Annotated in this window: 26 protein-coding genes; 12 read left to right on the forward strand and 14 right to left on the reverse strand. The window is 43.8% G+C overall.

Features of this window, described 5'->3' with window-relative positions; translation table 11 throughout:
* Positions 1-8: 8 nt before the first annotated feature.
* The 12 genes from CJ305_RS00900 to hemA all read right to left on the reverse strand — a co-directional run bounded on the left by CJ305_RS00900 (position 9) and on the right by hemA (position 10343).
* Positions 9-482 carry a methylated-DNA--[protein]-cysteine S-methyltransferase gene (locus tag CJ305_RS00900; protein WP_099644355.1) on the reverse strand — a complete coding sequence of 158 codons (474 nt, stop codon included), beginning with the start codon at positions 480-482 and terminating at the stop codon, positions 9-11.
* Positions 479-1657: a CNNM domain-containing protein gene (locus tag CJ305_RS00905; protein WP_099644356.1), complete on the reverse strand. Its 1179-nt coding sequence runs from the start codon at positions 1655-1657 to the stop codon at positions 479-481. Before CJ305_RS00905 ends, CJ305_RS00900 begins: the two co-directional genes overlap by 4 nt.
* A gap of 100 nt (positions 1658-1757) precedes the next feature.
* Positions 1758-2267 (reverse strand): DinB family protein, encoded by a 510-nt coding sequence (locus CJ305_RS00910; RefSeq protein ID WP_099644357.1) that lies wholly within the window; start codon positions 2265-2267, stop codon positions 1758-1760.
* 2 nt (positions 2268-2269) lie between these two features.
* Complete coding sequence (hemB, locus tag CJ305_RS00915; protein WP_099644358.1) at positions 2270-3259, reverse strand: porphobilinogen synthase; 990 nt, start codon at positions 3257-3259, stop codon at positions 2270-2272.
* Positions 3260-3292: 33 nt separating this feature from the next.
* Positions 3293-4195, reverse strand: a complete 903-nt coding sequence (gene hemF / locus CJ305_RS00920; RefSeq protein ID WP_099644359.1) for an oxygen-dependent coproporphyrinogen oxidase — start codon at positions 4193-4195, stop codon at positions 3293-3295.
* 3 nt (positions 4196-4198) lie between these two features.
* On the reverse strand, positions 4199-4729 hold the full coding sequence (locus CJ305_RS00925) for a GNAT family N-acetyltransferase (RefSeq protein ID WP_099644360.1): 531 nt from the start codon (positions 4727-4729) through the stop codon (positions 4199-4201).
* The gene (locus tag CJ305_RS00930; RefSeq protein ID WP_099644361.1) at positions 4713-5474 is read right to left on the reverse strand and encodes an EI24 domain-containing protein; all 762 of its coding nucleotides are present in this window, start codon (positions 5472-5474) and stop codon (positions 4713-4715) included. The genes CJ305_RS00925 and CJ305_RS00930 overlap by 17 nt, the downstream gene beginning before the upstream one ends.
* The gene (locus CJ305_RS00935; protein ID WP_099644362.1) at positions 5471-5959 is read right to left on the reverse strand and encodes a DUF6973 domain-containing protein; all 489 of its coding nucleotides are present in this window, start codon (positions 5957-5959) and stop codon (positions 5471-5473) included. The genes CJ305_RS00930 and CJ305_RS00935 overlap by 4 nt, the downstream gene beginning before the upstream one ends.
* Positions 5956-6987: a uroporphyrinogen decarboxylase gene (gene hemE / locus CJ305_RS00940; RefSeq protein WP_099644363.1), complete on the reverse strand. Its 1032-nt coding sequence runs from the start codon at positions 6985-6987 to the stop codon at positions 5956-5958. The genes CJ305_RS00935 and hemE overlap by 4 nt, the downstream gene beginning before the upstream one ends.
* Positions 6988-7023: 36 nt before the next feature.
* Positions 7024-8109: a DUF559 domain-containing protein gene (locus tag CJ305_RS00945; protein ID WP_223248765.1), complete on the reverse strand. Its 1086-nt coding sequence runs from the start codon at positions 8107-8109 to the stop codon at positions 7024-7026.
* A gap of 47 nt (positions 8110-8156) precedes the next feature.
* Complete coding sequence (gene hemC / locus CJ305_RS00955) at positions 8157-9074, reverse strand: hydroxymethylbilane synthase (RefSeq protein WP_099644364.1); 918 nt, start codon at positions 9072-9074, stop codon at positions 8157-8159.
* A 3-nt stretch (positions 9075-9077) separates the two neighbouring features.
* Positions 9078-10343, reverse strand: a complete 1266-nt coding sequence (gene hemA / locus CJ305_RS00960) for a glutamyl-tRNA reductase (protein ID WP_099644365.1) — start codon at positions 10341-10343, stop codon at positions 9078-9080.
* Positions 10344-10534: 191 nt separating this feature from the next.
* Here hemA and CJ305_RS00965 point away from each other — a divergent pair, with 191 nt between their 5' ends.
* From CJ305_RS00965 to CJ305_RS00995, 7 genes are all read left to right on the forward strand, one after another.
* On the forward strand, positions 10535-11422 hold the full coding sequence (locus tag CJ305_RS00965; protein WP_099644366.1) for a helix-turn-helix transcriptional regulator: 888 nt from the start codon (positions 10535-10537) through the stop codon (positions 11420-11422).
* Between the two features lie 11 nt (positions 11423-11433).
* The gene (locus tag CJ305_RS00970) at positions 11434-12159 is read left to right on the forward strand and encodes a ThuA domain-containing protein (RefSeq protein ID WP_223248766.1); all 726 of its coding nucleotides are present in this window, start codon (positions 11434-11436) and stop codon (positions 12157-12159) included.
* A 127-nt stretch (positions 12160-12286) separates the two neighbouring features.
* Positions 12287-12505, forward strand: coding sequence for an addiction module protein (locus CJ305_RS00975; protein WP_099644368.1), 219 nt, complete (start codon positions 12287-12289; stop codon positions 12503-12505).
* Entirely contained in the window at positions 12478-12810 is a 333-nt protein-coding gene (locus CJ305_RS00980; RefSeq protein WP_223248767.1) for a type II toxin-antitoxin system RelE/ParE family toxin, read from the forward strand. The genes CJ305_RS00975 and CJ305_RS00980 overlap by 28 nt, the downstream gene beginning before the upstream one ends.
* Positions 12811-12902: 92 nt before the next feature.
* Entirely contained in the window at positions 12903-13943 is a 1041-nt protein-coding gene (gene hemH, locus CJ305_RS00985) for a ferrochelatase (RefSeq protein WP_099644370.1), read from the forward strand.
* Between the two features lie 47 nt (positions 13944-13990).
* Entirely contained in the window at positions 13991-15343 is a 1353-nt protein-coding gene (locus CJ305_RS00990) for an MATE family efflux transporter (RefSeq protein WP_099644371.1), read from the forward strand.
* Between the two features lie 48 nt (positions 15344-15391).
* Positions 15392-18487 carry a WD40/YVTN/BNR-like repeat-containing protein gene (locus CJ305_RS00995; RefSeq protein WP_099644372.1) on the forward strand — a complete coding sequence of 1032 codons (3096 nt, stop codon included), beginning with the start codon at positions 15392-15394 and terminating at the stop codon, positions 18485-18487.
* Positions 18488-18546: 59 nt separating this feature from the next.
* Here the strand turns inward: CJ305_RS00995 and CJ305_RS01000 are convergent, their stop codons facing one another.
* Together CJ305_RS01000 and CJ305_RS01005 are read right to left on the reverse strand one after the other, a co-directional pair.
* Positions 18547-18879 carry a helix-turn-helix domain-containing protein gene (locus CJ305_RS01000; RefSeq protein ID WP_099644373.1) on the reverse strand — a complete coding sequence of 111 codons (333 nt, stop codon included), beginning with the start codon at positions 18877-18879 and terminating at the stop codon, positions 18547-18549.
* A gap of 5 nt (positions 18880-18884) precedes the next feature.
* Positions 18885-19223 (reverse strand): type II toxin-antitoxin system RelE/ParE family toxin, encoded by a 339-nt coding sequence (locus tag CJ305_RS01005; RefSeq protein ID WP_099644374.1) that lies wholly within the window; start codon positions 19221-19223, stop codon positions 18885-18887.
* A gap of 107 nt (positions 19224-19330) precedes the next feature.
* On the opposite strand from CJ305_RS01005, the gene CJ305_RS01010 reads away from it, so the two are divergent.
* From CJ305_RS01010 to CJ305_RS01030, 5 genes are all read left to right on the forward strand, one after another.
* Entirely contained in the window at positions 19331-19882 is a 552-nt protein-coding gene (locus CJ305_RS01010) for a CopD family protein (RefSeq protein ID WP_099644375.1), read from the forward strand.
* Positions 19883-19911: 29 nt separating this feature from the next.
* The gene (locus CJ305_RS01015) at positions 19912-21378 is read left to right on the forward strand and encodes a sensor histidine kinase (RefSeq protein ID WP_099644376.1); all 1467 of its coding nucleotides are present in this window, start codon (positions 19912-19914) and stop codon (positions 21376-21378) included.
* A gap of 12 nt (positions 21379-21390) precedes the next feature.
* Positions 21391-22173 (forward strand): enoyl-CoA hydratase/isomerase family protein, encoded by a 783-nt coding sequence (locus CJ305_RS01020; RefSeq protein ID WP_099644377.1) that lies wholly within the window; start codon positions 21391-21393, stop codon positions 22171-22173.
* A gap of 206 nt (positions 22174-22379) precedes the next feature.
* Positions 22380-22766 carry a hypothetical protein gene (locus tag CJ305_RS01025; RefSeq protein WP_099644378.1) on the forward strand — a complete coding sequence of 129 codons (387 nt, stop codon included), beginning with the start codon at positions 22380-22382 and terminating at the stop codon, positions 22764-22766.
* Positions 22759-24096, forward strand: coding sequence for a hypothetical protein (locus CJ305_RS01030; RefSeq protein ID WP_099644379.1), 1338 nt, complete (start codon positions 22759-22761; stop codon positions 24094-24096). Before CJ305_RS01025 ends, CJ305_RS01030 begins: the two co-directional genes overlap by 8 nt.
* Positions 24097-24133 lie beyond the last annotated feature (37 nt).

The raw sequence follows: 24133 nt of genomic DNA on the forward strand, positions 1-24133 counted from the left end.
CCGTAGATCTAAAAAAGAGATTGTTGGGTCACCGGACTCTCGTGTTCCAATAGCCATTTTTTACGCCAAATCCCGCCAGCGTAGCCGGTCATAGACTGGTCGCTGCCAATCACACGATGACATGGAATGATGATAGCGATGGGATTTTTTCCGTTTGCGGAGGCTGCTGCACGAATGACTTTGGGATCACCCAGATCTTTAGCCATTTGTAAATAGGAAGTGGTTTTTCCAAAAGGAATTTCAGCCAGTTGCTGCCAGACCCGTTTTTGAAAGTCGGTACCTTGTGGGTTTAATTTAAGGTTGAACGCTGTGCGTGTTCCGGCGAAATACTCTTCTAATTGTAGGACCGTATTGGTCAATGCTTCCGGTATGTTTTCGCTTTGCGGAAGTTTTTCATCTAAAAATGCAACGCGTTGCAATCCTTCTTCATCCCCTTCAATCTGAATGCTTCCCAGAGGCGAAGTGAGATAAGCTACATTCATTCTGAATCTTCGTCGTTGGTTTCAGAAGTTTTCTTTTTGTCTTCGATATTGTGCTGCGGATCGAGCTTGACGTTTTCGGCAGGTTTTGGAGCTTCTTCCAAAACGATTCCCATGCGTTTTGCGCGGCGTTCCCAATTTTTACGAGCCTGCACCTGCATATCTTCAATAGTGTCGCTCTCGTCCATTATTTCGAGTCCCAGAAGGGTTTCAATGATGTCTTCCATGGTCACTATCCCAATGGTGTTTCCAAATTCATCGGTAACCAGAGCCAAATGCCCGCGACTTTTGATAAAGGTGTCAAAAAGTTCTGGTATAGGTTGGTCTGCATTGACTATGAGAATATCTCTTTTGATGTCTGAAAGCAGTTTGTCACCGTGTTCTTCCACAATTTCTTCAAGCACATCGTCTTTAAGAATAAAACCGGTAATGTTGTGAGTTTTGCCGTGATAAACGGGAATCCGCGAAAATTTAAGATGACGGTGTTCTTTATGGAATTCTTTCAGCGACTTGGTTTCATCTTCCAAAACCACAACCGGAAACGGCGTCATCACGTCTTTAGCCAAAACCGATTTAAAAACCAGCAGGTTTTTAATAACTGTGGTCTCGTTGTCTTCAAAAACGCCTTCTTTTTCGGCAGCATCGGTAAGTGCCATAAATTCTTCGCGGCTCATCGTACTCACATGCGCTGATTTGCCCACCAGTTTGGTTACCTGCATTAAAACCCAAAGAATCCCGGTGTATTTCAGGACGAGAAGAATGATGGTCAAACTTTTCGCAGTAAAATTACCCAGAGATTTCCAGTAGGTCGCACCTATGGTTTTTGGGATGATTTCTGACAAGACTAAAATCGCAAGAGTCATAATGGTAGATACCAGACCTACAAAGTTGATTCCAAATAAATTGACGTCATAGCCCGATTCTGCGGCCATCGTACCGGCCTGATCCCCAACCAAAATCGCACCTACGGTGTGCGCAATGGTATTGAGCGTAAGAATCGCAATTAAGGGCTTGTCAATGTCTTTTTTAAAGTTGGCCAGGGTTTCTGCATAGCCTTTGCCTTCTTTGGTCTTGATGCGGATAAAGTTTGGCGTTATACTGAGTAAAACGGCCTCCAGAATAGAGCATAAGAAGGAAAAAAATATCGAAATAAACGCAAATGCGATAAGTAGTGCCATCGGTTAGTTTGGATTTGCGATAAATATACTATAAATCACAGGGTCTCGCCAAGAGGTTAAGAAAAGCTTAGGTTATAGCAACCGGAAACAGATTTACCAATTACCAGCCGCTGTATTGGGGTGGTTTCAAACCCTTTAAGTTAAGGTACACAATGAGTTGCCCGCGATGGTGGGTGATATGATCCTGAAGCAGATTGAGAATTTGCAAACGCGATTTTTCACCCGCAAAAAAGTCTACTTGTTCTGCAAAGCGCTTTTCAGGATAAGCTTTAATCGTCTCCAAAATCAAATCAAATGAGGATGCGAGATTGGCAATGATGCGTTCTTTGGAGTTGGTAGCGGTACTCACTTCAGCTTCCGGTTTATCAAAATAGGTAGTTGCCAGCCATTCCATATTACCGTTTATGTGCTGGAGTTGCTCCTCGAAGCTCATTTCCCGCTCGGTAGGTTTGTAATCGTAAAGGGAGTCGGGCATTTGCTCAGCGATCGCGATCAAATAGGCTTTAGAATTTTGCCATTTTTCAAGCCAGGCTTGTTTATACAGATTTTCCTGAGCCTGAAGGGTAGTCAGGCTCAGGAGAAAAATCAAAATTGAAAAGATGCTGCGCATGTTTAGGAAATCAATTTAACCACATCCTTTGCAAAATAACTCGCGATAAGACTGGCACCTGCGCGTTTGATCGCGAAGGCCTGTTCTAAAACTACTGCATCGTGATCGAGCCAGCCGCGTTCTGCCGCAGCTTTGATCATCGCATATTCGCCGCTCACCTGATACACCGCAACGGGGACATTTACCGCGTTTTTAATATCACGTACAATATCGAGATAGCAAAGTCCGGGTTTTACCATCACGATATCGGCGCCTTCGTCAATGTCCATCAGAGTTTCTTTTATAGCTTCCTCGCGGTTTGCATAGTCCATCTGATAGGTTTTCTTATCCTTCGGCACATCTTTTAAATCTACCGGTGCACTGTCTAGCGCGTCGCGAAACGGACCGTAAAAAGCTGAAGCATATTTTGCGGAATAGCTCATAATGCCCACATCGTGATGCCCTTCATCTTCAAGCAGGGTACGCATTTCAAAAATACGGCCGTCCATCATATCGCTGGGCGCCACCATATCTGCACCGGCGTTGGCGTGCGAAAGTGCCATTTCAGCTAACACGGCGCTGGTATCGTCGTTTACGATTTTACCGCCGCCCACAATGCCGTCGTGGCCAAAAGATGAAAAAGGATCCAGTGCAACATCGGTCATCACGACCATTCCGGGTAAGACATCTTTAACGGCTTTGATGGAGCGCTGCATCAAACCGTTGGGGTTTAAAGCTTCGGTACCGCTGTTGTCTTTCAGCTTCTCATCTACTTTTACAAACAACAACACGCTTTTTAAGCCCAGTTTCCAGAGTTCTTTTACTTCTTTCTGCAAATTATCAAGACTCAGTCGGTAGTAACCCGGCATCGATGCGATTTCGTCTTTAACTCCTTTTCCTTCCACAACAAAAAGGGGAACGATAAAGTCATTGGGCGATAGGGTGGTTTCGCGTACCAGAGCGCGTACAGCTTCCGTGGTGCGTAATCTGCGATTTCTTCTTAATGGAAACATAGTTGTATTTTTTATTCCAATTGTTATTTCTATTTACACCCACTCTCTGGGGTTTTTTAAAACATCGACCAGCCGGGATTCCGGACTTCCGGGAGCGGGATGATGGTCGTAGCGCCATTGCACGTGCGGGGGCAGACTCATCAGGATACTTTCAATTCTTCCGTTTGTTTTAAGGCCAAAAAGTGTGCCTTTATCGTGAACCAGATTGAATTCTACATACCGGCCCCGGCGCACTTCCTGCCAGTCGCGCTCCTTTTCGCCGTAGGCTAGATCTTTTCGCTTTGCTAAAATAGGGGCATAGGCATCCAGAAAACTGTCGCCTACCTGAGTGACAAAATTATACCAGTCCTGCATAGATCGCTCTTCGGTGGCTTTGAGGTAGTCAAAAAACAAGCCGCCTATTCCCCGCGCTTCGCCTCGGTGGCTGTTGTGAAAATACTCGTCGCAACGGGCCTTGTAATGCGGGTAAAAATCGGGATCGTGCGCGTCGCAGGCTGTTTTGCAGGTCTGGTGAAAATGCACCGCATCTTCTTCAAAAAGGTAATAGGGCGTTAAATCCTGCCCGCCGCCAAACCACGAGTCGACCAGTGTACCGTCTTTTTCAAACATCTCAAAATACCGCCAGTTGGCGTGAACTGTAGGCGCATACGGATTTTTGGGGTGTATGACCAGGCTCAGACCGCAGGCAAAAAAATCAACATCCCCCACTTTAAAATACTTCTGCATTGCCGGCGCGAGCGGACCATGCACTTCAGAAATATTAACGCCACCTTTCTCAATCGCTGCACCGTCTTCGATCACACGGGTACGTCCACCGCCACCTTCGGGACGCGTCCAGAGGTCTTCTTTAAAAGTTGCAACCCCGTCAAGTTCTTCCAGTTTTGAGGTGATTTGATCTTGTAAGTTCTTGATATAGCTTACAAACTGCTCTCTCATGCTTTATTTTTTAAGGATGTAAAGCTCCATGTCTTTGGCTTTACCGCGTGCCGGTTTAAATTCGTTTTCAAGGGTGCTGTGCCATATAAAACCACTGCGCTGTGCCACGCTGATGCACTTCTCATTACTGCTGTGCGTGATGATTTTGAAGGTCGAAATCTGATGGTTGATGTATCCAAAGTCTGAAACCCGCTCTACTGCCTGAGTGATCCATCCGCGGCCGTGGAAACGTTTGTCCAGGCAATAGGCAAATTCACCTTCGGCTTTTTCAGAATCTATTTCTTTTAGAATGACCAATCCGGCCATTTCGGGGTGAATGGTCGTATTCAAAGCAAAATGGAAGGATTTTTTGGCTTCCGAAAGCGCGATGGCTTCTTCGATATAGGCCTTTGAGGCTTTTATCGTTTTTGTTTTTTTGAAGGTTTCGGGGAAATAGGTCTTAAAAATATCCTTATTGCCTTTAAAAAGGGTATTGAGCGCCTTGGCATCCTCAAGGGTGAGTAGTGCCAGGTTGAATTCAGTTTCTGTAGTCATCAGGATAAACAGTTTTTTGGTCTAACAATTCGAGCGTGGTTTTGCTGGCTGCTGTTACCGAAATGGGCAAAACCAAAATAATACCCACAACCGGGATCAATAAAAACAGCATAAAAACAATGCCGTTTCCTATCGCATAACCCCGATGGCGTTTTACAAAGTTAACGCTTTCCCGATACGGAAAATGCCGTTCTAGGGTGTAATCCATATTTCCAAAACCGGCATAATAGGCCTGAATCAAAAAGAGAATGGCTGTGGCTGCGATCCCTATCACGGGAATGAGACTTAGAAATAAAAACGGAATACTGAGCAAAAGTTCCCAGGCCAAATTCCTTAGGTTGATTTTGAGACCGCGCACGAGTTGGCCGGCGTTTGAGGTATTTCTGTGCTGATGCACTCCGCTGTAAAAATGAGCTTCCAGTTTTTCAGAAACCGGACTCATAAAGGGCGCAGAAAATGCCATAATGAGATGTTTGTAAGCAATAAGCCCCAGAGCGATGATGATCAAAGCGCCTACGATGGTACTAAGCATAGCCACGGTTTGCGCGCCCCATTCCCAGATCCACAACTTCGAAATTAATGCCCCAATATTATCTGAAAGTCCCCAGGCGCTTACCCCAATGAGCAGGGCAGTAAAAAAACTAATCGCCATCGGGATGGCAAAATACTTCCAGAGCTTGAGTTTGCTGATGAGCCCGAGGCTGTCTTTATAGGCTGCGAGACCTTTAAAAATAGATTTTATCATTTTTCTGAAATATAGACCAGACGCTTTCGATTTTGATGCGCTTCAGGGGCCGAAATGCGGATTGCTTTTTCGGCTTCAGTTTTCAAAAAACCAATTACTTCAGCTTCTGTAGCCTGCACATAATGTGGTAAAGCCTCGATGCCAAAATGGTTGTTGTGCAAATCCATCTCCCGATCAAGCGTCCTATTCACAAACAATTCTTCGTGTAAATTAGTGAATTTTAGGGCCCAGTCCTGCGCTTTTTTTACATCTGAAGTTTTGCGATAAACGGCTTGCCCTAACAACATAGCCCATAAAGCATGGCGAAAGGCATTGGCCTTGTTGCTTTTATGATGCGTTTTACCATACTTCGCAGTAGCAACCTGCATCGCTTTTTTAGAAGCTTTGATGCTGAGCGGGATGTAAAAAGGTCGCGTGGCAAAAAGCCGGGCAAGTTTAAAAAGCTGAGGGATACTCAGGGTTTTTAGCGTTGCCCAGATTCTCATCGCTCGGCTTTGTATTCTTTTACCGCTTCAATAAACGCACCTGCATTTTCTAGCGGAATATTCGGTAAAATCCCGTGGCCCAGGTTTACGATGTATTTGTCCTTGCCAAAAGCGTCAATCATTTCGGTAACCATACGTTTGATTTCGCTCGGGGGCGAAAAGAGGCGTGTGGGATCAAAATTTCCCTGAAGCGTAATGTTGCCACCGGTTAGATAACGGGCATTTTTAGGGCTACAGGTCCAGTCAACACCAAGGGCTGAAGCACCACTTTTAGCCATTTCGCCCAAAGCAAACCAGCAACCTTTACCAAAAGCGATCACAGGAGCTTCGTCTTTTAAGGCATCGATGATTTGCTGCATATACTGCCAGCTGAACTCCTGATAATCTGTGGGCGAAAGCATTCCGCCCCAGCTGTCAAACACCTGAACGGCGTTAACCCCGGCCTTTACTTTTTCTTTGAGATACAGAATCGTGGTATCGGTGATTCTCTGAAGCAGGGCATGTGCGGCTTCGGGCTGGGTAAAGCAAAATTCTTTAGCCAGATCGAAGTTTTTGGAGCCCTGTCCCTGTACGCAATAGCACAGAATCGTCCAGGGGCTACCCGCAAAACCGATTAATGGAATCTCGTCGTTGAGTTTTTCTTTGGTCATCTTGATGGCCTCCATCACATAACCCAGGGTATCATTGATGTCTGGAACGATCACACGATCTAATTGCTCCATAGACCGAATGGGATCTGGCAACCAGGGGCCCACACCGGGTTTCATTTCTACCTCAATATTCATCGCCTGCGGAATCACCAAAATATCACTAAAGAGGATCGCTGCGTCCATCCCGTAACGGCGTATGGGCTGTACGGTGATTTCGCTGGCCAATTCGGGAGTCTGGCAACGGGTAAAAAAGTCGTATTTAGCCTTGATTTCCTGAAATTCGGGCAGGTAGCGACCGGCCTGACGCATCATCCAAACGGGTGGGCGTTCTACGGTTTCGCCTTTAAGTGCTCTTAAAAATAAATCGTTTTTGATCATAATTTCGGTATCATCCCGAGTAGGGTCGGGAGGTTCTTATTTTAATGCTTTTACGGCTCTCGCGATCACGCTTTCAATCGTGGTCGCGTTTGCAATCGTATACTGGTCTGTATGATTTTGAACTTCGTTTGCCGTGGTTTGACCAATGCAAACTGCAAGCGTATCTTTTAAATCGTTTTGTTTTGTAAAGCTCTGCACTCCGCTCGGACTAAAAAACAAAACGGCGTCAAATTTTTGCTCAAATTTTTTAGCGTTTAAGCCGGTTTGATATACTTCAATCTCCTGAAAAAGTATCTGGTTTTCTTTTAAAATTTGAGGCAATTCGTCTCTTCGCTTATTGCCGCAAAAAAAGCAAAAATGCGCGTCTTTGTGGTTTTTTGCGATAAAATCGGCTAAATCTGCTGCGTTTTGAGCACTTTTTGCCACGTTGAAGCCATTTTTTAAAAGCAAGGCTTCGGTTTTGGTGCCAACGCAATAGCACCTCAGCCCAGGCCTCATCTCCGGCCCTTCTCCCGCCGGAGAAGGGAGCTTTTTGTCGTTCGCGAGCTCACTTTTTTTAAGGCGAACTTTGTTTAGAAAAGCCTGGACTGCATTTTTACTGGTGAAAATGAGATTTTCTAGTTGCTGCGGAAGTTCAAAATCAAGAAATTCAATGTGTATCGCATCGTATTCTACCACTGAAAAACCGGCTCCCAGAATCAGGTTCTTTTGGGAGACAGAAAGTCTTTTAGTAGAAAGAACCCTCACCCCAACCCCTCTCCCGCCGGAGAGGGGTGAGGATTCTTTTATTTCAACTATGGCCTTGATTATCTCTTTAGGGTCTCTAAAAACGGTTTCGTTTTCAAACCGAAGTACTTTATAGCCTAGTGCTTTGAGGTGTAAATCACGGATTTCGTCTTTCTCTTTTTGTTCAGGGTGGTTGTGATAGCCTCCGTCTAACTCAATGACGAGGTTGAGCTCGTAACAGAAAAAATCAACTATATAATTTTTGAGTGGATGCTGTCTGCGAAATTTGAGGCCCTTTACTTTGCTATCACGAAGCAACTCCCAAAGCACTTTCTCTGCTTCGGTAAGCTCTTGCCTAAGCAAGCGAGCGAATTTTATGTGATTGCTTCTCTTCATATAGCTTCCTTCTCCATTTGGAGAAGGATTAAGGATGAGGGTTAGGGTTAAAGTTCTTTCTTAATAGTTTCCATCAACTCGCGGCCACCGCTTTCAAGGATTTTTAGGGCGCACAAAGCGCCAAAATCCTGAGATTCACGTACCGGAATGGTTTCCTCGATTTCCATCTTTTGGCTTCCGTCAAGACTGAAAAGGGCACCATGAAAATGAATGTGTTCATCTTTGATTTCTGCATAAGCGCCAATGGGTGCTGTGCAGCCACCTTCCAGTTTTCGCAGGAATTCGCGTTCTACGCGTGTGGCGAGTTCGGCATTTTTATCGTTGAGTTTGGCGCAGGCTTCTCTGCAAAACGAGTCGTCTTCCATCACCGCAATTACCATCGCACCTTGAGCCGGTGCCGGAATCATCCAGTCGAGCACAATATGATTTTCAGGTTTGAGGTTGATGCGCTCCAGGCCTGCTTTCGCAAAAATGGCTCCGGCCCAGTCGTTATCGGCTACTTTTTGAAGCCGGGTATTTACATTACCGCGTAAATCAACAACCTGATGCTTCGGATATTTGTGCAGCCACTGCGCCTTACGTCGCAAACTGCCTGTGGCAATGGTAGTCGCATCTTCAAATGCAGCTTCGGTTTTTTCGCCCTTAAAAACAAAAATGTCTTCCTGTGCCGCACGGGGTAAAACCGCTCCCTGAACGATGCCTTTTGGCAATTGCGTGGGTACATCTTTCATAGAGTGCACCGCAATATCAACCGTTCCGTTAATCATTGCAACATCGAGGGTTTTCGTAAAAATACCGGTGATACCCAGTTCGTAAAGCGGTTTATCGAGTATGAGATCGCCGGTAGATTTAACCGAAACCAGTTCGGTTTTATAACCCAGTTTGTTGAGTTGATCCTGCACGGTATGGGCCTGCCAGAGCGCGAGTTCGCTATCGCGGGTGCCTATGCGTATGGTTTTTGCCAAAGCTTAGTTGTTTTGAAGATTGAACACTTTTTGAATGAGATCCAGACTTTCGGTGCTGGTAAGGTCCTCGGTTTTTAAGTGTTTTGCAAACTGTGTGGTAATTTTCTGAATGATGCGCTCGCTGATGATCTCGGCCTGTTCTTCGTTAAAATTGGCGATTTTGCGACGCTGATTGTCAATTTCACCGGCTTTCATATCGGCCAGTTTCAATTTAAGGGCTTTAATGGTAGGAGCAAACTGGCGCGTGGTGAGCCACTCGTAAAACTCTTCCTTAATTTCATCAATGATCGCCTGTGCCTGAGGCAGTTGTTTTTTACGGCGGTTAAGCGTATCGTTTGTGATTTGCGAAAGTTGGTCCAGATGCACCAGGCTCACGCCTGCTACTTCCTCCACATTTTCATTCACATTTTTCGGAATACTCAAATCCAAAATAAGCAGCGGCTTTTTGAGGTAGAGCAATTCCCTGGAAATCGTGGGTTTCTGCGCGCCGGTTGCGACGATAAGCACGTCTGCAGCTGCGATTTCAGACTGAATATCTGCGTAATCTTTAACGATGAGGTTAAACTTACCCGCGATTTTTTCGGCTTTATCCTTGGTGCGGTTGATGAGCGTGATGTGATCGTTTTGGGTGTGTTTGACCAAATTTTCACAGGTATTACGCCCAATTTTTCCGGTGCCGAAAAGCAAAATGTTTTTTTCGGAAACAAAAGGAACCCGGGATAAGATATACTGTACCGAAGCAAAACTCACCGAAGTCGCTCCACTTGAAATATTGGTTTCGTTTTTTATGCGCTTGCTTGCCTGAATAACGGCATTGATGAGGCGCTCCATAAACGGATTGACGAGTTTGAGTTTTTTCGCTCTGCGAAAACCGTTTTTCAACTGACTGATGATCTCAAAATCTCCCAGAATTTGGCTATCGAGACCGGTGCCCACTTTAAACAGGTGTGCCACCGCGTCCTCATTTTTATAGAAATAGGAAACGGCCTCAAATTCTTCAATGGTACCGCGGGTATGCTCGCACAACAATTTTACCAGATCGAGCGGCTCCTGGGCAAAACCATACAATTCGGTGCGGTTGCAGGTAGAAATGATGCTCAGACCTTCAATGCCCTCTTCTTTAGCACGAAGTAAAATTTGATCCTGAATTTTGGCATCCACAGCGAAATGCCCGCGTGTTTCGGCATCTGCTTTAAGATAGCTTAAGCCAATGGCGAAAAAATCCCCGGGATAAGCCGGATAAAAATGTCGTTTGCCGTTTGTATTCATAAGATAGGCTGCAAAAGTATTTCCTGCACTGCTGAAAAAATAACGCTGGAAGCATGATTTTTAACGATGCCTGAATAAAAGCGGTGTTTTTTGACTAAAATGCTGAAAAAGCGCTAATTTAGTGGGGTAATTCGATTTTTATAAAATCGGTTTGTTTAGAATAAATCTAAATAATAGAAGAAATTCACAGGATGGAAACTTTAGAAAATAACGCTTCAGGTTTATACCGGGAAACCCGTATTGAAGAAGGGTTTTTTATTTTAAAATTTAATAACGAAACCGCTGAAAAACAGGTGGTCACGCGACAGGTGGACAGCAGCTACATTCAGTTTCATTTTTGTGCTAAAGGGAATTCGGTATTTCTCTTTAATGAAGGCAATTACCGCCTGCCGTTGAGTGAAGAACACTCGCTTTTACTGTACAATCCGCAGCGGGATTTACCTATAAATCTGGAAATCGCACCCGAAACCTGGGTGATTTCAGTATTTATTTCGATCAAAAAATTCCATTCCCTGTTCTCCCGTGAAGCTGATTTTATAACCTTCCTCAGCGATGAAAACCGGGATCGTAAATACTATAAAGACGGATTGATCTCGCCTTCGATGGCGATTGTGCTCAACCAGTTGATGAACTATAATTTGCATCCTTCTGTCAAAGCCCTGTACTTTAAAGGCAAGGCCTATGAATTGCTGAGTCTGTATTTTAACCGCCCATCAGAAGCCGATACCGAGCAATGTCCGTTTCTTGTAGATGAAGATAATGTGGCCAAAATTAAAAAGGCCAAAGATATCGTGATTGCCCGTATGGCTGAACCGCCGTCTCTGCAGGAGCTGGCAGATGAGATCAATCTGAGTTTAAATAAACTTAAGGAGGGCTTTAAGCAGATTTACGGCGATTCGGTTTACAGTTTTTTATTCGATTACAAGATGGAAGTCGCCCGCCAACTGCTCGCGAGCGGTTCGCATAATGTAAATGAAGTAGGGCTGAAAATAGGTTATAGCACAGCCAGTCATTTTATCGCGGCTTTTAAGAAGCAATTTGGCACTACGCCTAAGAAATACGTTCAATCTTTAAACTAAAATTAAATGCTATGAGAACACTGGGACTGCTATTAACAATCGCCATCCTAATGCTGAGTTGCAATTCGGCTCAAAAACCCATGTCAAAAGGTACTAAAAACGTGCTGGTTTTTAAAAAAACAAATGGTTTTAGACACGCATCCATCGAAACCGGAGTGGAGACGCTTCGCGAAATAGGTCGTGAAAACGTTTGGGCGGTACAGCATTCTGAAGACTCGTTGATTTTTACGCCTCAAAACCTGAAGAATTTTGACCTCGTGGTGTTTTTAAGCACCACCGGGGATATTCTGGGTGAGGAGCAGCAGGAAGCATTCAAAAATTATATGGAAAATGGGGGTAAGTTTTTCGGAATTCATGCTGCAAGTGATACCGAATACGGCTGGCCATGGTATGGGGAATTTATTGGCGGGTATTTTATGAGCCATCCCAAAACCCAAAAGGCAACTGTGGTTAAAAAAGAAAAGCATCCAACGGTTGCGATGTTTCCGGAGCGTTTTGAGCGCACTGATGAATGGTACAATTTTAAAAACTTAAGTCCTAATGTACACGTCACCCTCACGCTTGATGAGTCTTCTTATGAAGGTGGTGCAAACGGGGATTACCACCCCCACGCCTGGTTTCATAAAGTAGGTGAGGGGGAAATGTATTACACCGGAGGCGGTCATACGGAAGAGGCCTATGCTGAGCCGCTGTTTAGAAAACATCTTGAGGAGGTGATGAAGTGGTTGATGGAGTAGGAAACAAAGGCATTTGCAAAAATAGCAGTCCTCCAAACCTTCTTCCAAAGGAAGGGCTGGGGGGATGAATGTTATGACTTTTCTAAATAATAAAAGTGTAAATTTAATACTCCTAAATACCTAAGCTATGGATCTGGATGTACGGAAATATAAATTTATAAAAGAGCTTTTAAGGGTCGAAAGTGATGATGTTATGGATAAGCTGGAACGTATTTTGGGTCAGGAGCGCGATTACGCAGAAGAACTTTCCCCAGAGAACAAGGCCGAATTAGACCGGCGTCTTAAAGCATACGAGAACAATCCACAAGACTTCTTAAATTGGGAAGAAGTCAAAAAGGACTGGTGATGAAATACCGGGTCATTTTACTTCCGAAAGTACTTGAAGATTTAAAGGAAGCTAAGAAATGGTATGCTACCATAAATCCCACATTAGCAAAAGATTTTAAAATACAGGTCAATAAGGAAATAGATTATATAGCTGAATTTCCTGAACACTATCAACGTAGGTATAAGGAACTAAGACAATCTCTGGTCGCTCGCTTTCCATACTCCATTTTCTATTTAGTGCAAGATGACCAAAAGCAACTTGTTGTTTTCGCGGTTTTACATTTTCGGAGGAACCCGGAGTTGGCACGCAAACGAATAAAATAAATTTTACCAATACCCTCCTACAAGAACCCTTATCACTTTTGCTTCCCAAACAAACGATAAGTCGTAATTTTAGCACTTAAAAAAAGGAAACGATGAAAAAAGGAGTACTTATGGTCAATCTGGGTTCGCCAGATAGTACAGACCCTAAAGATGTGAAGAAATACCTGGGTGAATTTTTGATGGACGAGCGCGTGATTGATGTGCCACTTTGGGCACGAACACTTCTTGTAAAAGGCATCATCTTGAATACCCGTCCTAAAAAATCTGCTGAAGCCTATTCCAAAATCTGGTGGGACGAAGGTTCGCCGCTTATTGTTTTAAGTGAAATGCTTCAGGAAAAAGTCGCTGATAAGGTTGATGTTCCGGTAGAACTGGCGATGCGCTACGGAACGCCGTCTCTCAAAGAAGGATTACAAAAATTAGACGATCAGGGCGTTGATGAGGTGTTGATCATACCCTTGTATCCCCAGTTTGCCATGGCGACTACAGAAACTATTCTGGTTTTAGCCGAAGAATTGCGCAAGGAGCACTTTCCGCATATGCGTTTTTCAGATATTCCTGCCTTTTACAACAAGCCCGAATATATTGAGGTATTATCCCGAAGCATCAACGAGAAAATTGAGAATCTTGATTATGAGATGCTGGTTTTCAGTTATCATGGGGTGCCTGAGCGCCACATTCGTAAGAGTGATGTGACTAAGAGCCATTGCAAGATAGACGGCAGCTGCTGCAAGACTGCATCAGCAGCGCATCAGTTTTGCTACCGCCATCAGTGTTACGAGACCACGCGGCAGGTGGCTGAAAAGCTAAACCTGAAAGAAGGCACCTATTTTACTTCCTTTCAATCCCGCTTGGGTTTTGATCCCTGGTTACAGCCCTATACAGACCGAACCATAGAGCGTTTTGGTAAGGAAGGCATTAAGAAAATGGCGATTGTAACTCCGGCATTCGTTAGTGATTGCCTCGAGACTTTAGAAGAAATCGCGATGGAAGGCGAAGAAATTTTTCACGAAGTGGGCGGAAAGGAATTCACCACCATTCCCTGCCTTAACGACCGCGACGACTGGGTGCACGTAGTAGCCACCTGGATTAACGATTGGGCACTGGTTGAAGCCTCAAAAGCTATAGCGTAATTTCATTCCCGCGAAGGCGGGAATCTTTTTTTAATACAGCACAAAAATTGCTCAAACCCAATAAATCTGAAGCCTTAGGAAGCGAACCCATCGCCGGCCTGTTGATCAAGCAGGCGGTTCCCGCGTCAATCGGGATTCTGGTGATGTCGCTTAATATTCTGGTTGATACCATTTTTGTGGGCAACTGGATCGGCAGTATCGCCATCGCGGCGATCAATGTGGTGCTTCCGGTTTCCTTTTTTATCGCGGCTTTGGGGATGGCAATCGGGATTGGCGGTTCTTCGATTATTTCGCGGGCTTTAGGAGCCAACGATTCGGGCAAAGCCCTTAAAACCTTTGGCAATCAAATCACGATTACCCTGTTGCTTACAGTAAGTATGGTAGTCCTGGGTCTGGTCTTTATCAACGATCTCATTCCGGCTTTTGGCGGAAAAGGCGACATTTTTGAACCGGCTAAAATCTATTATCGTATCGTCTTGTACGGCGTGCCCGTATTGGCTTTATCGATGATGGGAAACAATGTCATTAGGGCCGAAGGCAAGCCTAAATTTGCCATGATCGCGATGATCATTCCGTCGGTGGGGAATTTAATTTTAGACTATATTCTTATCAATTTGCTCGATATGGGGATGGAAGGTGCCGCCTGGGCAACCACAGCCTCCTACATTTGCTGTTTCTTTTATATTTTCTGGTATTTTTTAAGCGACAACTCTGAGTTAAAAATAGACATCAGTCATTTTGGTCTCGACTGGCCCATTCTCAAAGAAATGTCTGCACTGGGCTTCGTTACGCTGGCCAGACAGGCGGTGGTGAGTGTGACCTATTTGTTGATGAATAACATCTTGTTTGATCTTGGAGGCGAGGCCTCGGTCACCGTTTATGGTATTATAGGCCGAATGCTCATGTTTGCCTTGTTCCCGGTTTTGGGAGTAACTCAGGGTTTTCTGCCCATTGCAGGATACAATTACGGCGCAAATAATTATTCCCGCGTTCGCGAAAGCATTAAGCTGGCCATCACCTATGCGTGTGGGGTTGCCTTGCTGATTTTTATACTCATTATGGCCTTTCCGGAAGCTATTGTTTCCGTATTTACTCAGGATGAAGCGGTTCTAAAAGATACGCCAAACGCCATGCGCTGGGTGTTTGCTGCTGTTCCCATTATTGGGATTCAGTTAATAGGTTCGGCGTATTATCAGGCGATTGGTAAGGCGGTTCCGGCATTGCTACTAACGCTCACCAGACAAGGCTTTTTCTTTATTTCGTTGGTGCTTATTTTACCGAACTATTTTGGAGAAATCGGTGTGTGGATTTCTTTTCCTATTGCAGATACCCTTTCTACCGTGGTAACAGCTTATTTCCTTTGGCGTGAAACCCGTCAGAATCTGGAAACCGAAACTTAAGAGCAGAAATGCTTATCTTAGTTTGCTACTAACTAAGTTTTTTCGATCATGCACAACTTTTTACGCGGCGTTGTTTGCGCGCTGGTTTTTCTTTCTACTTTTTCGTTTCAGGCTCAGGATGTTGATGAGTCTTTATATTCCGCTTTAGAATACCGTCTTATCGGTCCGTTTCGAGGTGGCCGAAGTGCCGCAGTTACAGGCGTTCCCGGCAAGCCCAATCTTTTTTACTTTGGCGCTACCGGGGGCGGGGTTTGGCGTACCAAAGACGGCGGGCGCTCCTGGGAAAATATCTCTGATGGCTATTTTGGCGGAAGTATCGGCTCTGTTGCCGTAGCGCCCAGCGATCACAATATTATCTATGTGGGCGGGGGCGAAAATACGCTGCGCGGAAATGTTTCTTCCGGTTACGGAATGTGGAAAACTACAGACGCCGGTAAAACCTGGGAGCAGGCCGGCTTGCCCAAAAGTAGACACATTTCAAAAATCGTGATTCATCCCGATAATCCCGATGTGGTTTATGCGGCGGTTTTGGGAGATATCTATAAGCCGACACAAGAACGCGGAGTTTATAAATCTACAGACGGCGGTAAAAGCTGGAATAAAGTGCTGTTTGCTACCGAAGATGCCGGTGCGGTTGACCTTACGTTTGACCCGAATAATTCACGGGTTTTGTATGCGTCTACCTGGCACAGCCGAAGAACTCCCTATAGTTTTATAAGCGGAGGTACGGGTTCAGCCTTGTGGAAAAGTACCGACAGCGGAGCTACCTGGAAGGAGATATCTAAAAATGAAGGTTTCCCTCAGGATACCCTGGGAATTATCGGCGTGGCCGTTTCGCCTGTAAATTCAGAGCGTGTTTTTGCAATGGTCGAAAATAAAGATAAGGGCGGCCTGTACCGAAGCGAAGACGCGGGTGCCACCTGGAAACTCATTAACGACGACCGAAACTTACGTCAACGTGCCTGGTACTACACCAAAGTTTATGCAGATACTGAAGACGAAGATGTGGTTTACGTACTTAACGTAAGCTATCACAAGAGTACTGACGGCGGTAAAACTTTTGAAAGTAACAATGCTCCCCATGGCGATCATCACGATTTGTGGATTGCGCCGGAAGATCCTATGCGTATGATAATGGGTGACGATGGTGGCGCGCAGGTAACCTACGATGGTGGTGAGACCTGGAGCACCTATCACAACCAGCCTACCGCCCAGTTTTACCGGGTGACTACAGACAACCAGTTTCCGTATCGTATTTATGCTGCCCAGCAGGATAACTCTACCGTACGCATCCCGCACCGTACAGACGGGTATAGCATTACTGAAGAAGACTGGGAAAGCACCGCAGGTGGCGAGAGCGCCCACATCGCAGTAGATCCTGAGAATCCCGATATTGTGTATGGTGGAAGCTACGACGGCTTTTTGACCCGTGTCAATCACGAGAATAACAGCGTACGTTCCGTTTCGGTATGGCCAGATAATCCTATGGGTCACGGTGCCGAGGATATGAAATACCGCTTTCAGTGGAATTTTCCCATTATGTTTTCCCGCCATAATCCTGATGTGCTCTACACCTTCAGCAATCACGTGCATAAGACTACCAATGAAGGCCAAAGCTGGGAAGTAATCAGCCCCGATTTAACTACAGACGATAAGTCAAAGCAAAAATCTTCGGGCGGACCCATCACACAGGATAACACTTCCGTGGAATATTATTGTACCATTTTCGCAGCAAATGAAAGTCCGCTTAAAGAAGGACTGTTGTGGACGGGTAGTGATGACGGCCTCGTGTACGTCACCCGTGACGGAGGCGAAAACTGGGAGAATGTAACACCCAAAGGAATGCCCGAGTGGATGATGATCAACAGCATTCAGCCTTCGTATTTTGACGAAGGTACCTGCTACATTGCGGGTACCAAATACAAATCGGGTGACTTCGCGCCCTATTTATACAAGACTACCGATTACGGCAAAAGCTGGAAAAAAATCACAAACGGCATCGAGCCTGAGCATTTTACCCGCGTGGTACGCGAAGATCCCGCTCAGGAAGGTCTGTTGTACGCCGGTACCGAAACCGGAATGTACATTTCCTTTGATGCGGGAGCCAACTGGAAGCCTTTTCAGCTCAATCTGCCTATCGTTCCGGTTACCGATCTGGCACTTAAAAACAACAACCTGATCGTTGCCACACAAGGGCGCAGCTTATACATCATTGATGATCTGAGCGTACTGCACCAGCTGGATGGAAACACCAAAACCGGCGCGGTTAAACTATTTAAGCCAAAAGACACCTATCGCATGGATGGCGGCAGTCGTAAGTCCAATTCAGCAGGCACCAATCATCCTTCCGGCGTGATGACCTATTTCTATTTACCCGAATACGACGCGGAAAAAGACAGTGTTGCGCTGACGTATTTTGATGCGAAAAACGATACGATTAAGTCGTACAGTACCAAAGGGGAAAAGGACAAACTGGAGGTTAAAGCAGGAGGAAACCAGTTTAATTGGGATATGACCTATGAAGGAGCAGAACGCCTACCCGGAATGATTTTATGGTGGGCCAGTACCGAAGGACCTAAGCAGATACCCGGCACCTACACCGTAAAACTGAATGTAAACGGAACGGATTACGCACAACCTTATACCGTTGTGGCCGATCCGCGTTCGGAAGCGTCTCAGGCCGATATGCAGGCGCAATTCGACTTTATAAATGATGTAAACAAAACCGTTGACCGCGCACACAAGAGTATTAAGAAAATACGCAACATCACCGGCCAGTTGAGCGCTTTTGAAAAGCAATACAAAGACAACCCGGCGACCAAAGAACTGCGCGAAAAGTCTAAAACGCTTCGGGAGAATTTAGAAGAAATCGAAAAAGCCCTGTATCAAACCAAAAACCGAAGCGGTCAGGATCCACTAAACTTTCCAATCCGTTTGACCAATAAGCTGGCGCATTTAAATTCGCTTGTGGGTATGGGTAATTTCGCGCCAACCGATCAGGATATCGCGGTCAAAAACGAACTGACCAAACAGGTAAATGCTGAGCTTACTAAGTTTGACCAACTCGTAAGCGATGAGGTTGCTGCGTTTAATAAGGCTTTTAACGCGATGCAATTGAATTATTTATTTGTTGAAGAGGAATAAATAATAAGAACTTAACAAACTAAAAACTCCCGAATTCATCGGGAGTTTTTTAGTTTTATCTAAGCGACTTCAAATTCAACATCGTTCATTTCTACACGAAATCGAACGTTTGCCTCAAGTGCCTGAAAGACTTTTAAAATGGTCTCGACCGTAACATTTTTAGTGTTACGTTCCAGCTTAGAGATTTGAGATTTTTGAACCCCAATTAATTTTCCAAGTTCTTCCTGAGTTAAATTCCGTTCTTTGCGAACAGATTTAATCGTATCTCCCAGTATTTCCATTCGCAGATCAAACTCATAAGTGTCACGTTCCGGAGTGCCTACTTTTCCCAGATCCTGATCTTTCATTTGGTCAAGGGTCATCATCTTCATTTTTCTATTTTTTGCTGCCATGATTCTTAGTTTTTTTGATTAAAGTATTCAGCCTTAATTTTTAAGGCTTTCTCAATCTCCGTTTTTGGAACTTTACTCACCTTTTTAATTATTCCGTGGGTCGATAGAACCAGCGTATCTGTTTTATCGGTTTTATCCCAGAAAGCGAATAACCGGTATTGTATTCCTTGGTAAAGTGTCCTAAATTCCCAAATATCATCTGTAAGCTTTTTGAAAAGCTTCGGGTCTCGTTCAAATCTCGCTTTATCCAAATTGTAATAGATTTTCTTTTTAGACTTTGCGTCTAGTTTTGACATAAAATCTATGGCCTGTTCAAGAAAAATAATTTCAAATTTAGGTTTCACAAAAGCAGATTATAAATGCAAATATAGTAACAAAGTTGATTTATATGGAAACTTTTGAAATTTTACTTAATGTATCAGTAACCGGCAATTAGCTTTACCTTTGCCTTATGGAAGCCTATTACCTCTATTTTAAATCCCTGCACCTCATTTTTGTCGTGACCTGGTTTGCGGGGCTGTTCTATATGCCGCGTTTGTTTATGTACCAGATTGAAGCTTCCGAAAAACCGGAGCCCGATCGCAGTATTTTAGGAAAACAGCTCGCACTGATGGCCAAGCGCCTTTGGAAAATCATCACCTGGCCTTCGATGATTCTGGCAAGTGTATTTGCGTTTATAATGCTGCACATTCAGCCGGGTTGGCTTAACGCCCCGTGGATGCAGATCAAACTGGGGTTTGTGGTGTTGTTGTATGTGTATCACTTTAGAAATCATCAGATTTTTAAGCAACTACAGGCGGGCAACTTCAAGTATACGACTCGGTTTATGCGTATTTGGAATGAAGCACCCACGCTCATCCTCTTTGCCGTCATTTTTTTGGTCATTACTAAAAGTGCAACCAACTGGATCTGGGGACTGGCCGGTTTAATCGTGCTTGCTATCCTCCTGATGTTGGGCATAAAACTCTATAAAAGCATTCGCGAAAAAAATCCGGAAGCCTAACGGCGCGGTTTTTGATTAGCTTTAAAGTCATGAAATTTCACAAGCTTTCTCTTCGCCTGCGCATCTTTTTTGGGATGGTTTTTCTCATTTTGGGAGCCTCTATCCTGATAGGGATTATCAGTGTGTTGCAGTATAGGGAGGAGGCCAAAGATTACCACCGCGACCGCTTGCTGCGCAAAGAAGATCAGATACGGGCCGAAATTGATTACGTCCTCGACCAGACCACTTATGAGGTAAAGTCTGAAAACATTCCGTTGATTTTAAAATTCAACTCAGACATCTACCGCATCGCAGACGTTCATGAGTTGCCTATAAATATCTACGATTTAGACGGTAATCTTTTAGTCAAGTCTAAAGAATCCTTTACCGAAGATACGCTTGAAACCCGCCTGAACCCGGGAATTCTCGACGGTCTCGCAAATACACCTACCAAACGCTGGGTGGTGCCCTCCGAAATTGATGGCGTCAAATACCAGTCTTCCTACACCTACATCAACGACAACCAGTTTAAGCCGTTGGCGATTATGAATCTTCCCTACATTCAGGACGATGATTTCATTACCCGCGAGCTTGAGGAGTTTTTGCGTCGCCTGGCGGAAGGCTATTTGTTTATGTTGCTCATCGCAACGGCTTTGTCTTATTTTCTGTCGCGCTACATCACGCGTAGTCTTAAGACGATTAGTGATAAAATGATTGAAACCCGGCTTGATAAACGCAACCAGCGCATTGAGATTGAAGATGCCAGCGAAGAGATCAGCAATCTGGTCAAGTCGTATAACGGGATGATAGACGAGCTTGAGAACAGTGCCGCAAAGCTGGCCCAGAGCGAGCGGGAGGCCGCCTGGCGTGAGATGGCCAAGCAGGTGGCGCACGAGATTAAAAATCCGTTGACGCCTATGCGGCTTACCGTACAGAGTTTTCAAATGCGCTTTGACCCGCAGGATCCTGATATTCGCAAGAAACTCGATGAATACAGCCACACAATTATTCAACAGATAGATACGATGAGCTCTATTGCAGAGGCTTTTTCCAATTTTGCCAAAATGCCGGCGCAGCAAAACGAAACCCTAAATGTGGTTTTTGTGACCAAACTGGCGCTTGATATTTTTACCGAGCCCTATCTTACGTTTGCCAGCGATGCCGAAGAAATTACGGCAAAGTTAGACCGCACCCAACTGATCCGCGTGGTGACTAACCTGGTGAAGAATGCCATCCAGGCGACTGAAGATACCGAAGATCCACACATTCGCGTAGAGATCAAGAGCGAACCCGACGAAGTGTGTATTTTGGTTTGCGATAACGGGCACGGCATTTCAGAAGAAAATGCAATCAAGGTGTTTGAACCCAAATTCACTACCAAATCCAGCGGAATGGGTCTTGGCCTGGCAATGGTTAAAAATATTGTGGAAACCTATAACGGAACCATTACTTTTACTTCTAAGGCAGATCGCGGCACCGTATTTAAGGTGACTTTTCCGCGGGTAGAAGAACACTAAAAAACGCATCTTATGAATTTTGAAAACCTCATTTATGAAGTGGATGATCAATTGGCGATCATCACCATAAACCGACCTAAAAAATTAAACGCCCTCAATAAAGAAACCATTCAGGAGCTTCACGACGCGTTTGCGGAAGCGGATGCCGACGCAAACATAGGCGTCATCATTCTTACCGGAAGCGGGGAGAAGGCCTTTGTGGCCGGGGCAGACATCAGCGAGTTCTCCGAATTTGAAGAGGAAGAAGGGGCGATGCTGGCGCGAAAGGGACAAAAACTCCTTTTTGATTTTATCGAAAACCTGAGCACCCCCGTAATCGCTGCGATCAACGGTTTTGCGCTGGGTGGCGGTCTTGAGCTGGCGATGGCATGTCATATACGCATAGCGAGCGACAATGCCCGTATGGGATTGCCCGAAACCTCTCTGGGACTCATTCCCGGTTATGGCGGTACCCAGCGCTTGCCGCAACTGGTAGGCAAGGGTCGCGCTTTTGAAATGATTATGACCGCGAGTATGATCAATGCAGACCAGGCCCTGCAATACGGCCTCGTCAATCACGTGACCACGCAGGAAGAGTTGATGGCACTTGCCGAAAAAGTCGCTTCAAAAATCCTCGATAACTCCGGCGTTGCCATCGCGACCGCGATACAGGCTGTAAATGCCGGTTTCAAAAACGGGGTAAATGGCTACGAAGCCGAAATTGAAGGTTTTGGCGCCTCATTTGGTACCGAAGATTTTAAAGAAGGTACCAGCGCCTTTTTAGAAAAGCGCAAAGCGGAATTTCCGGGGAAGTAAAGGCTATGTCAGTCTGTCCCGAAACGTCGGGAGTCGAAGACCTATAATTTAAAAAACCGCTATTAAGCGGTTTTTGTGTTTAAATTTATATCAGGCTCTGGTAATCAGCATTAAAATTATTGATAACCGTAAATTACATAGGTAAACGGCTATATTTGTTTTAATATGATTATTTGGCAACAAGCCGAAAAAACAAAACTGATAGTATGAAATTGAAGTTTCAAGAAAATATTGACAAAATAAAAAACTGTCCATCGCAAAACGAAAAAGGAGAAATGAATTTATTCCGTTGCGTAGAAAGTGAGATTTCGGAAAAATCATTTGTTCCACAAGCGGTATTGTTAAAACCAAAATATCAAGACATGTGTATTGCTTGGGGGATATCAGTTTTCAACAGCTTTGATTCGGCTAATCAAATGCTAAAGAACTTGTCGAAAAATAAGAGAAATAACTATTCGAAAATTGCTCGTGGAATTATAAACGATAGTCACGGAATTAAACATGGTGGAAATAACAAAAAGCATTATACGTTTTTCCCGACAGAAGAGTTTAATATCCTAGAAAATTTCGAAGTTGTGAACCGAAATGACTAGCCAAAACAAAAATATAGATTTCGACCTAAGCCAATTTCAAAGGATTGAAGACATTATTTATTTGGATGAACCAATATTAAGTCATCTGATAAAAAATAATAGACACTACCTACTCTATCTTGTTGATACTTTAAAAAATAGCGATATATATTTACTTCTTGAATTAGAGGAGCAAATAATTTTTGAATACCTAACAAAACAAACTACATTAAGAGAAGTAATTTTTTCGAATCAAAATTTCATTTATAAAATTGAACAAGATTTTTATGGAAAGATTATTGGTGTCAATATTACTCAAAGTAAATTTTTGCCGGAAAATTACCTTCCTACTCAAGACTCTTATTTAAACTACGAGCCAACAGTTCAATCATATTACTATGATTTTATCAAAAACTTTGAAACCAAAGCTTATTTACATTTACTTCGTGAACAAGCCTTTTATATCAAGTTAGCACCAACGAATAGTAAATATTCTGATACTATTGGATTTAATGAGCTTGTGAGTGAACTTCTAAAGAATATTTCAACTTCATTTAAAAGCTTCTTGAAAGCTGATTTTTTCGAGTCCTTTAAGGAAATAATAACTGATGAAAGAAAACTAAATGCGTCATTCAAAAAACTTGCGCCTGATTTGGATTATAGAATGGTAGATTTAGATTTCGGAAGTTTTGAAATTGGACTTGCAGTTGACAAATTAATGAAGCAATCAATTGAGAATAAGGAAATAAGAGATTGGGCAATTGATGTTGGTTACAAATATCAAAATATAGTTTTAGATGAAGATTATGATGAAGAAAATGTATCAAGAATAATTTCAAGTTACAGTCCTGAAGATAGAAAGAAAATATTTGAACCGATTTTCAAAATCACAGAGAACTCTAATTTTGATTTCAAAATTAAGGATTCAAAAAGTAAAGAGTATTCTAAAATACTAATCAAGGATAAGGCAAAAATTGAGAGAATTTTACCGAGTAAATTAGAAGTTGTGGAAGATGAAAAATCGAAGGAATTTGAGATTATTCAAGTCACAACTATAAAAGAGAAAGACAAGATTCGCAAAATAATAAGACTTGACGAGAATACCCTTTTTGAATCGACTGATACAAAGCAAGTAATTCTTAAGAAAAAAGACTTTGCGAAGTTTGATTATGACTTGGAATATGACGTAGAAATTCCATTAGACATTTCGACTGAAAAAGGACAAGTAATATTTGAAACTGAATATGATGGAATCGAATTTAAAAAAGTATTGGACACAGGAAAATTCGATGACGGGATCAGACAAATAATTGCTTCGATTTACGAATACATATTAAATAAATTGGAATAAAAGCCAGTTGCAATTAATGGCTATTAGTAATTGCTTT

Origin of the sequence: Leeuwenhoekiella nanhaiensis, assembly GCF_002744755.1 — a bacterium.
Taxonomy (GTDB): Bacteria; Bacteroidota; Bacteroidia; order Flavobacteriales; family Flavobacteriaceae; genus Leeuwenhoekiella; species Leeuwenhoekiella nanhaiensis.

Bases quoted from the DNA above. Each gene is read 5' to 3' on its own strand.
- CJ305_RS00995 (WP_099644372.1), top strand. From the start codon at position 15,392: ATGCACAACTTTTTACGCGGCGTTGTTTGCGCGCTGGTTTTTCTTTCT.
- CJ305_RS00925 (WP_099644360.1), bottom strand. From the start codon at position 4,729: ATGACTACAGAAACTGAATTCAACCTGGCACTACTCACCCTTGAGGAT.
- CJ305_RS01000 (WP_099644373.1), bottom strand. From the start codon at position 18,879: ATGGCAGCAAAAAATAGAAAAATGAAGATGATGACCCTTGACCAAATG.
- CJ305_RS00900 (WP_099644355.1), bottom strand. From the start codon at position 482: ATGAATGTAGCTTATCTCACTTCGCCTCTGGGAAGCATTCAGATTGAA.
- CJ305_RS00930 (WP_099644361.1), bottom strand. From the start codon at position 5,474: ATGATAAAATCTATTTTTAAAGGTCTCGCAGCCTATAAAGACAGCCTC.
- CJ305_RS01025 (WP_099644378.1), top strand. From the start codon at position 22,380: ATGAAATTGAAGTTTCAAGAAAATATTGACAAAATAAAAAACTGTCCA.
- hemB (WP_099644358.1), bottom strand. From the start codon at position 3,259: ATGTTTCCATTAAGAAGAAATCGCAGATTACGCACCACGGAAGCTGTA.
- hemF (WP_099644359.1), bottom strand. From the start codon at position 4,195: ATGAGAGAGCAGTTTGTAAGCTATATCAAGAACTTACAAGATCAAATC.
- hemE (WP_099644363.1), bottom strand. From the start codon at position 6,987: ATGATCAAAAACGATTTATTTTTAAGAGCACTTAAAGGCGAAACCGTA.
- CJ305_RS01015 (WP_099644376.1), top strand. From the start codon at position 19,912: ATGAAATTTCACAAGCTTTCTCTTCGCCTGCGCATCTTTTTTGGGATG.
- CJ305_RS00935 (WP_099644362.1), bottom strand. From the start codon at position 5,959: ATGAGAATCTGGGCAACGCTAAAAACCCTGAGTATCCCTCAGCTTTTT.
- CJ305_RS00905 (WP_099644356.1), bottom strand. From the start codon at position 1,657: ATGGCACTACTTATCGCATTTGCGTTTATTTCGATATTTTTTTCCTTC.
- hemA (WP_099644365.1), bottom strand. From the start codon at position 10,343: ATGAATACAAACGGCAAACGACATTTTTATCCGGCTTATCCCGGGGAT.
- CJ305_RS00945 (WP_223248765.1), bottom strand. From the start codon at position 8,109: ATGAAGAGAAGCAATCACATAAAATTCGCTCGCTTGCTTAGGCAAGAG.
- CJ305_RS00975 (WP_099644368.1), top strand. From the start codon at position 12,287: ATGGATCTGGATGTACGGAAATATAAATTTATAAAAGAGCTTTTAAGG.
- CJ305_RS00970 (WP_223248766.1), top strand. From the start codon at position 11,434: ATGAGAACACTGGGACTGCTATTAACAATCGCCATCCTAATGCTGAGT.
- CJ305_RS01020 (WP_099644377.1), top strand. From the start codon at position 21,391: ATGAATTTTGAAAACCTCATTTATGAAGTGGATGATCAATTGGCGATC.
- CJ305_RS00910 (WP_099644357.1), bottom strand. From the start codon at position 2,267: ATGCGCAGCATCTTTTCAATTTTGATTTTTCTCCTGAGCCTGACTACC.
- CJ305_RS01010 (WP_099644375.1), top strand. From the start codon at position 19,331: ATGGAAGCCTATTACCTCTATTTTAAATCCCTGCACCTCATTTTTGTC.
- CJ305_RS01030 (WP_099644379.1), top strand. From the start codon at position 22,759: ATGACTAGCCAAAACAAAAATATAGATTTCGACCTAAGCCAATTTCAA.
- hemH (WP_099644370.1), top strand. From the start codon at position 12,903: ATGAAAAAAGGAGTACTTATGGTCAATCTGGGTTCGCCAGATAGTACA.
- CJ305_RS00965 (WP_099644366.1), top strand. From the start codon at position 10,535: ATGGAAACTTTAGAAAATAACGCTTCAGGTTTATACCGGGAAACCCGT.